7 protein-coding genes are annotated in these 8,442 nt (G+C 71.3%); 6 read left to right on the top strand and 1 reads right to left on the bottom strand.

Features of this window, described 5'->3' with window-relative positions; translation table 11 throughout:
- Positions 1 to 383 precede the first annotated feature (383 nt).
- Positions 384 to 2,051: a class I adenylate-forming enzyme family protein gene (locus I6A60_RS40040; RefSeq protein ID WP_203024700.1), complete on the bottom strand. Its 1,668-nt coding sequence runs from the start codon at positions 2,049 to 2,051 to the stop codon at positions 384 to 386.
- Positions 2,052 to 2,226: 175 nt separating this feature from the next.
- Between I6A60_RS40040 and I6A60_RS40035 the strand changes: the two genes are divergently transcribed.
- The 6 genes from I6A60_RS40035 to I6A60_RS40010 are packed head-to-tail and all read left to right on the top strand — an operon-like array spanning position 2,227 to position 8,331.
- Positions 2,227 to 3,960 (top strand): bifunctional 3-(3-hydroxy-phenyl)propionate/3-hydroxycinnamic acid hydroxylase, encoded by a 1,734-nt coding sequence (locus I6A60_RS40035; protein WP_203024701.1) that lies wholly within the window; start codon positions 2,227 to 2,229, stop codon positions 3,958 to 3,960.
- Positions 3,957 to 4,805, top strand: a complete 849-nt coding sequence (locus tag I6A60_RS40030) for an alpha/beta fold hydrolase (RefSeq protein WP_203024702.1) — start codon at positions 3,957 to 3,959, stop codon at positions 4,803 to 4,805. Before I6A60_RS40035 ends, I6A60_RS40030 begins: the two co-directional genes overlap by 4 nt.
- Complete coding sequence (locus I6A60_RS40025) at positions 4,802 to 5,599, top strand: 2-keto-4-pentenoate hydratase (protein ID WP_203024703.1); 798 nt, start codon at positions 4,802 to 4,804, stop codon at positions 5,597 to 5,599. Before I6A60_RS40030 ends, I6A60_RS40025 begins: the two co-directional genes overlap by 4 nt.
- 2 nt (positions 5,600 to 5,601) lie before the next feature.
- Positions 5,602 to 6,540, top strand: coding sequence for an acetaldehyde dehydrogenase (acetylating) (locus tag I6A60_RS40020; protein WP_203024704.1), 939 nt, complete (start codon positions 5,602 to 5,604; stop codon positions 6,538 to 6,540).
- Positions 6,540 to 7,562 (top strand): 4-hydroxy-2-oxovalerate aldolase, encoded by a 1,023-nt coding sequence (gene dmpG / locus I6A60_RS40015; protein ID WP_203024705.1) that lies wholly within the window; start codon positions 6,540 to 6,542, stop codon positions 7,560 to 7,562. Before I6A60_RS40020 ends, dmpG begins: the two co-directional genes overlap by 1 nt.
- 58 nt (positions 7,563 to 7,620) lie before the next feature.
- Positions 7,621 to 8,331 (top strand): helix-turn-helix domain-containing protein, encoded by a 711-nt coding sequence (locus tag I6A60_RS40010; RefSeq protein WP_307874115.1) that lies wholly within the window; start codon positions 7,621 to 7,623, stop codon positions 8,329 to 8,331.
- Positions 8,332 to 8,442 lie beyond the last annotated feature (111 nt).

Here is an 8,442-nt window from a genome sequence, read left to right as displayed (position 1 = left end):
ACAGTGATCGTCTTGTTCGTGGCCGCACCGGTCGCACCGGCGGTGGAACCGCCCGAGCTCGACGAGCCACAGCCTGCCGCTAAGAGCACCGTCGCGACGGCCGCCGCGGCGGCAAGGACAGTCCTGGGCTTACGGATCACTGCTTCCCCTCAATCTGTTGCTGGTTGGCGAAGGTGCTGGTCGGTGTGGCGGCGAGGTGGTCACACCGCCCGCGCCCCCGGGGACGAGCGGCCGTCGGCTCCGGGGACATGGAGGCGAACGTTACACCGGTGGTGAACACCATTCTCCTGGAGATACATCCTGATTCTCCATCTACGGGAGTGGCGCTCGCCTGGATCGGTGATGTGGGTCACCGGGGACACGGTCCGTGTGCGGACGGATCGCTAGCGAGACCCGGTAGCGCGCCGTTCCCGCAGCGCGGCCCGCTGGATCTTCCCGGTCGCGGTCTTCGGCAGCGCCGGGATGATGACGACGCTGCGCGGGCGCTTGTAGGCCGCGAGACGCTCACGCGCGAAGGAGACGAGCTCCTCCGCGGTGGCCGTCGCGTCGTCGCGCAGCGAGACGTAGGCGGCCACCGCCTCGCCCCGGTACTCGTCCGGTACGCCGACCACGGCCGCCTCGAAGACCGCGGGGTGCTGGTAGAGAACGTCCTCCACCTCCCGCGGCCAGACCTTGAAGCCGGAGGTGTTGATCTGGTCCTTGATCCGGTCGACGAGGTAGATCCAGCCCTCGGCGTCCATCACGGCGACATCGCCGGTGTGCAGCCTGCCCTCGGGCAGTGCGTGCGCGGTCGCCTCTGGGTTGCGCCAGTACCCGGGGATCACCTGTGGCGCGATGAAGACCAGCTCCCCCTCGGTGCCTGGCGGCTGCTCCGCGCCGTCCGAATTAATGACTTTGACGTCAACATTCTGCACCGGAACCCCGATGGAGAGCGAGCCGCTGGCCAGATGAACTGGCGCGGTGGCGCCCGGCGGCACTGCGATGCCGCCGCCTGTGGTCTCCGTCATGCCCCAGATGTTGTGCAGGTAGGGGCCGAACCGAGCCCGGAAGGCCTCGATCGTCGAGGGCGGGATGGGCGCGCCGCCCGAGAAGAGGCGTTTGATCGTCGCGAAGTGCTCGGGGCCGCCGGCCGGGACGCGGAAGAACGCGTTGAAGGCGGTGATCGAGCCGATCGTCGTCGTCACGCCGTGCTCGCGGAACGTGTCCAGCGCGACGGCCGGCTCGAAGCGCCCGCTCATGCTGAGCGTGGCGTCGTTCAGCAGCGCGATCCCCGCGTTGAGCGAGAGCCCGGTGATGTGGAAGAGCGGGGCGATGGCGAACGAGACGTCACCTGGCTCCAGGCCGAGCCAGTCGCCGTAGTTCAGCACCGCGTGCAGGTAGTTGCGGTGCGTGTTCAGCGCGCCCTTGGGCGGGCCCGTGGTGCCCGAGGTGTACGTGATGAACGCGGTCTCGTCGAGATCGACGTCGACCGGGCGCGGGCGCTCGCCGTGGCGCGCGGTGAGGATGTCGCCGAGGTCACCGTCCGGCGACGGCCCTGGCTCCTCGGGGCTGGTGAAGACGCGCGGGTCGTCGCGGGTCTGGAAGTCGCGCGACGAGGCGGACAGCAGCCAGCCGACGGCGGTGCCGGCGAGCGACGCGCGGGTCTCCAGGTCGGTGCCCCGGGCGACGATCACCCCGGACGTGCCCGAGTCCTCGACCAGGCGCCGTAACTCCGGCCCCTGGTACATCGGGTTGAGCGGGACGGCCGTGGCGCCGGCCTTCCAGATCGCCAGCAGGCTGATCGGGTAGTACGGCACGTTCTGTAGGTAGATGCCGATCCGGTCGCCCCGCTCGACGCCCCGCGCCTGTAACTCGGCGGCCAGGGCGTCCGCGTGCGCGTCGAGCTCGGCCGCGCCGATCGAGCCGTCGAAGTAGCGCACCGCCGGACGGGCGGGGTTGGCGACGACCCGGGCCTGCCACGCCTCGACGACCGACCCGTGGGCGATCTTCGGCGTGGGGTCGATCCCCGCGGGGTAGCGGGCCAGCCACGGCTGCGAGGCATCGGTCGTCATGATCGTCCCTCGGTGAGCGGGGCCGGGTTCGCACGTCCCAGACCGGGTTGACGGGTTGCGCGGACATTACTAGTTTTTTCGCAGCTATTGAATAGCCTGTTGCAGATAGTGCACTCTGGCTGGGAGACGCCTTGTCTGTCCGGCAGACAGCGCACCCGCCACCCGAGGAGCCGCGGTGTCCACGCAGGTCGACACGACAGAACCCCGCTCCTTGCCACCCGACGACGCGATCGACGTCGCCGTCGTCGGCGCGGGCCCGACCGGGTTGATGATCGCCAACCTGCTCGGCCTGCACGGGCTGCGCGTCCGGGTCATCGAGGCCGGGCCCGCGCTGATCGACTTTCCACGCGGCGTCGGCATGGACGACGAGACGCTGCGGACGTTCCAGACCGCCGGCCTGGTCGAGCGCGTGTTGCCGCACACCATCCCGCACCAGCTGCTCGTCTTCGTCGACGCCAAGCAGCGCGACCTGGCCCGGCTCGCGCCCCCGCAGGCCGACTTCGGCTGGCCGCGGCGCAACGGCTTCGTCCAGCCGCTGGCCGACCGGGTGCTGCTCGACGGGCTGGCCCGCTTCGACGACGTCGAGATCCAGTTCTCTTCCCGGGTCACCGACGTCGCGCAGGACGCGGACGGGGTGAGCCTGACGATCGAGACCCCGGACGGCGAGCAGACGCTACGGGCGGCCTTCGCCGTCGGCGCGGACGGCGGGAGCAGCGCGACCCGCAAGGCGCTCGGCCTGGGCTTCGAGGGCACGTCGTCGGCCGCGAACTGGTTCGTCATCGACGTGCGCAACGACCCGCTCGGCCGGCCCGGCGCCTACGTCTGCTGCGACCCGCGCCGCCCGTACGTCTCGATCAGCATCCCGCACGGCATCCGGCGCTTCGAGTTCATGCTCAAGGCCGGCGAGACCGAGGCCGACGCGATGACCGACGAGTTCCTCGCCAGGCTGCTGGAGCCGATCGTCCCGGCCAGCGCGAAGGTCGACATCATCCGCCGGCGCGTCTACACGCACCATTCCCGGCTGGCCGAGCACTTCCGCTCGGGCCGGGTCTTCCTGATCGGCGACGCGGCGCACCTGATGCCGGTGTGGCAGGGGCAGGGCTACAACAGCGGCATCCGGGACGCGCTGAACCTGTCCTGGAAGATCGCGATGGTGCACCGGGGCCTGGCCGCGGACCACGTGCTCGACACGTACGAGTCCGAGCGGCACGACCACGCGAAGGCGATGATCGACCTGTCGACCCGGGTCGGGAAGGCCGTCTCCGTCACCAACCGGTTCGGCGCGCTCGCGCGTGACCTGTTCTTCCGGTCGCTCTCGGCGATCCCGAAGGCGAAGACCTACATCGTGACGATGAAGTTCAAGCCGATGCCGACGATGCGCGACGGCGCGCTGACCAGGGTCGGGTCGGTGAGCGAGCCCAGCCCGGTCGGCCGCCTGTTCATCCAGCCGACCGTGAGCACCCGCGCCGTACCCTCGACGAAGCTGGACGACGCGCTCGGCCCGTGGTTCGCGCTCATCGCCTGGAACAACGACCCGCGGCAGATCCTGGACGACGACGCGCAACGGCGGCTGGCCCGCAGCGGGGTGCGCGTGGTGGAGGCGCGCCCCGCGACGCAGCTGCACTGGAACGCGACGGCGCTCGACGGCACGGTTCCCGACGCCGCGGCTCCGGACGACTCCGTCCTGGTGGTCGGCGACCTGGACGGCTCGCTCAAGCGCTGGTTCGACGCGCACCCGGAGTCCGTGCTGCTGGTCCGCCCGGACCGCATCGTGGGTGGCGCGAGCCCGGCCCACGCCGCATCCGAGATGGTCCGGGCCTTCGACGCCGCGGTCGGGGCTCCCGACCCGCGGCCCGCCACCGTTGCAGGGACCGCTGTGGCAGGGAACGCTGTGGGAGGGAACGCATGACGCTCTGGACCGACCTGGCTGGCCTGGACTACACAGTGCGCCACGTCGACGTGGGGCCCTGGTCGACTCGCGTGCTGGAGCACGGCACCGGTTCGCCGTTCATCCTCATGCACGGGACCGGCGGCCACCTGGAGGCGTTCACCCGCAACCTGCGGGCGCTCGGCGCCCACTACCGGCTGATCGCCTACGACTACCCGGGGCACGGCTGGACGACGACCACCACCCGGGACCTGGAGATCGACGACTACATCGATCACCTCGTCGGGCTGATGGACGTCCTCGGCATCGAGAAGGCGCATCTGTCCGGGGAGTCGCTCGGCGGCTGGGTCGCGGTCAAGTTCGCCGCCCGGTACCCGGAACGCGTCGACCGGCTCGTCCTGAACACCCCGGGCGGGACGATGGCGACGCCCGAGGTGATGGAGCGCATCCGCTCGCTGAGCCAGGCCGCCGCCGACGACCCGAGCGAGGAGCGCATCCGCACCCGCCTGGAGTGGCTGATGGCCGACTCGAGCTCCGTGACCGAAGAGCTCGTCGGCATCCGCCGCGGCGTGTACAGCCGGCCCGGGTTCGCCGAGTCGATGCGGCACATCCTCTGTCTGCAGGACCCCGAGGTCCGCCGCCGCAACCTGGTGACCGACGACGAGCTGGCCGCGATCACCGCGCCGACGTTGGTGATCTGGACCAGCGACGACCCGTCCGGCCCGGCGAAGGCCGGTCTGGACATGGCCGAGCGCATCCCGGCGGGCGAGTTCCGGCTGATCAAGGACGCTGGCCACTGGCCCCAGTGGGAGCAGCAGGAGGAGTTCGACGGGATCGCGCTGGAGTTCCTCGGGAGGGGCGCGTGACCACCGGCACCGGACCTATCGACGCGGCCGTCGAGCGCCTGGAGCTCGCGGCCACCAGCGGGATCGCCTGCGCACCGCTGGTCGACCTGCTCACCGACGGCGACATCGACACCGCCTACCAGGTGCAGCGCCGACTCACTGAGCGCCGGCTCGCGGCCGGGGCGCGCATCGTGGGGCGCAAGATCGGGCTGACCTCGGCCGCCGTGCAGCGCCAGATCGGCGTCGACCGGCCCGACTTCGGCGTGCTGTTCGACGACATGAGCTACGCCGACGGGGAGCTGATCCCGGTCGGCCGGCTGCTGCAGCCCAAGGCCGAGGCCGAGGTCGCGTTCCTGCTCGCCAGCGACCTCGACGACGCCTCCGACCCGGCGGTCGTGCGAGCCGCCGTGGCGCTGGCGTTCCCGGCGCTGGAGATCGTGGACAGCCGGATCGCCGACTGGAAGATCGGTATCACCGACACCGTCGCCGACAACGCCTCGTCCGGCGTCTTCGTCGTCGGCGCGACCGGCACTCCGCTGGCCGAGGTGGAGCCGATCGACGTGACGATGTCGATGCGTCGAGGCGGCGAGGTCGTCTCGACCGGCACAGGCGCCGACTGCCTGGGCGATCCGCTCAACGCGCTGGCCTGGCTCGCCGCGACCCTGATCGAGGTCGGGACGCCGCTGCGGGCCGGCGACCTGGTGCTCTCCGGCGCGCTCGGGCCCATGGTCACGGTCGCGCCCGGCGACGTCTTCGAAGCCGACATCGCGCCGCTCGGCACGGTCACGGCACGGTTCTCCGGAAAGGACCAGTAAGGATGACGGAGAAGACTGGGGTCGCGATCGTCGGCTCCGGCAACATCGGCACCGACCTCATGATCAAAATCCTCCGTCGCGACACCAACCTGCGGGTGGTCGCGATGGTGGGCATCGACCCGAACTCCGACGGCCTCGCCCGCGCCCAGCGCCTTGGGGTCGCCACGACGGCCGAGGGCGTGGCCGGGCTGATCAAGATGCCCGAGTTCAGCCAGGTGGAGATCGTCCTGGACGCCACCAGCGCCGGCGCGCACATCGCGAACGCCAAGCTGCTGGAGCCCTACAACCTGCGGCTGGTCGACCTGACCCCGGCGTCGATCGGCCCGTACGTGATCCCCGCGGTGAACTTCGAGGAGCACCTCGACGCGCCGAACATCAACATGGTCACCTGTGGCGGCCAGGCCACGATCCCGATCGTGGCCGCGGTGTCCCGGGTGACCGAGGTGCCCTACGCCGAGATCGTCGCGTCCGTCGCGTCGAAGTCGGCCGGCCCGGGCACCCGGGCCAACATCGACGAGTTCACCGAGACCACCGCGCTGGCGATCGAGAAGGTCGGCAAGGCGAGCCGAGGCAAGGCGATCATCATCCTGAACCCGGCCGAGCCGCCGCTGATCATGCGGGACACGGTGCTGTGCCTGATCGACGGCGCCGACCAGGAGGCCGTCCGGGCGTCGATCGAGGCGATGGTGGCCGACGTGGCGACCTACGTCCCGGGCTACCGGCTGGTGCAGAAGGTCCAGTTCACGCCGGTCGACCCGGCCGAGATGGCGACCCTGCTGCCCGCGGGCGCCGGCCCGGTCGACACCAAGGTCTCCGTCTTCCTGGAGGTCGAGGGCGCGGCCCACTACCTGCCCGCCTACGCGGGGAACCTCGACATCATGACCTCCGCCGCGATGCGGGTGGCGGAGCGGATTGCGCAGCGCGCGAAGGCGGTGGCCTGATGACCGAAGCCCCAACGAAGCCCTACATCCAGGACGTCACGCTTCGCGATGGAATGCACGCGCTTCGCCACCGGATCACCCCGGACCTGGTCGGGCGCATCGTCGAGAACCTGGAGGCCGCCGGCGTCGGCGCGATCGAGATCGCCCACGGCGACGGCCTCGGCGGATCGAGCCTCAACTACGGCCCCGGCAGCAACACCGACTGGGAGTGGATCGAGGCGGCCGCCGCCCACGCGAAGAGCGCGGTCCTCACCACGCTGCTGCTGCCCGGCGTCGGCACGATTCACGACCTGCGCCGCGCCTACGACCTGGGCATCCGCTCGGTCCGCGTCGCCACGCACTGCACCGAGGCCGACGTCGCCGCGCAGCACATCGCGGAGGCCCGCAACCTAGGCATGGACGTCTCGGGCTTCCTGATGATGGCCCACATGATCAGCGCCAAGGAACTGTCCGAGCAGGCCCTGCTGATGGAGTCCTACGGCGCGCACTGCGTCTACATCACGGACTCCAGCGGGCGGCTCACCACCGACGAGATTCGCCAGCGGGTCCGCGCCTACCGTGAGGTGCTCAGGCCGGAGACGCAGGTCGGCATCCACGCGCACGAGAACCTCTCGCTCTCGGTCGCGAACTCGGTGGCTGCCGTCGAGGAGGGCGCCTTCCGGGTCGACGCCTCGCTGACCGGCCTCGGCGCCGGGGCGGGCAACGCCCCGATCGAGGCGCTCATCGCGGTGGCGAACATCCTCGGCTGGGAGACCGGCTGTGACCTGTTCGCGCTGCAGGACGCGGCCGAGGACATCGTGCGCCCGCTGCAGGACCGGCCGGTGCGGGTCGACCGGGAGACGCTGACGATCGGCTACGCCGGGGTCTACGGCAGCTTCCTGCGCCATGCCGAGATCGCGGCGGCGACCTACGGCGTGGACGCGCGGCAGATCCTGCTGGAGGCCGGCCGGCGCAAGCTCGTCGGCGGCCAGGAGGACATGCTCACCGACATCGCGCTGACGCTGCAGGCCCAGGCGTCCTGAGCCACGTGGTGATCATCACCGCCGTGGCGGTCCTGGAGTCGTCTCTATGCTGAGCGGTGTGCCGGAGTTGAGCGCGGGCGAACCGAGCAAGGTGCGCGACGGGAACCAGACGTTCGCCCGGGGGCTGCGCGTGATGCTCGCGATCGCCGACTCGAAGCGGGGGATGACCGTCCAGCAGGTCAGCGACCTGCTGGACGTCCACCGCTCGATCGCGTACCGGATGCTGCAGACTCTGGTCGACTTCGACCTGGCCGCGCGCAGCAGCGAGGGGACGTACATCCCGGGCGCCCGGCTCGCGACCCTGGCCGAGGCGTTCCTGCCGACGTTGCGTGACGTGACGGGCCCGGTCATGCGCTCGCTCGCGGACCGGCTGCAGTCGACGATCATGCTGTTCGTCGGGCAGGGCCCGGACGCGGTGGCGATCGCGATGGCGGAGCCGACGACGGCGTCGCACCACCTGGCGTTCCGGCTCGGCATGCGCACGCCGCTGACCCGGGGCGCCGCCGGGTACGCGATCCTCGCCGCCGGTCCGCCGGTGCCCGGCGAGCCGGAGCCGGTCACGACGGCGCGGGAGCGGGGCTACGCCCGCAGCCACGCGGAGATCGAGTCCGGCCAGTTCGCGGTCGCGGCGTGGATCCCGATGAGCGGCATCGCGACGCGCGCCTGCCTGAACCTGATCACCTACCGCGAGGACGTCGCGGCCGCCGCCGGGCCCGAGATGCGCCGCGCCGCCGACCAGGTCGCGCGAGTGCTGCGCCGCCAGTCCTAGCGGGCCCGGGGGGGGGGGGGGGCCGGGGGGGGGGGGCCGCGGGGGGGGGGGGGGCCGAGCGCCGTCGACCACCCAGCGGGTCATCGCCGCGTAGGCCGCGCGCAGCACCTC

This window comes from Frankia sp. AgB1.9 (genome assembly GCF_016786355.1).
Taxonomy (GTDB): domain Bacteria; phylum Actinomycetota; class Actinomycetes; order Frankiales; family Frankiaceae; genus Pseudofrankia.
The sequence above is the reverse complement of the archived record's forward strand: the minus strand, read 5'-3'. Positions and strand labels throughout refer to the sequence as shown.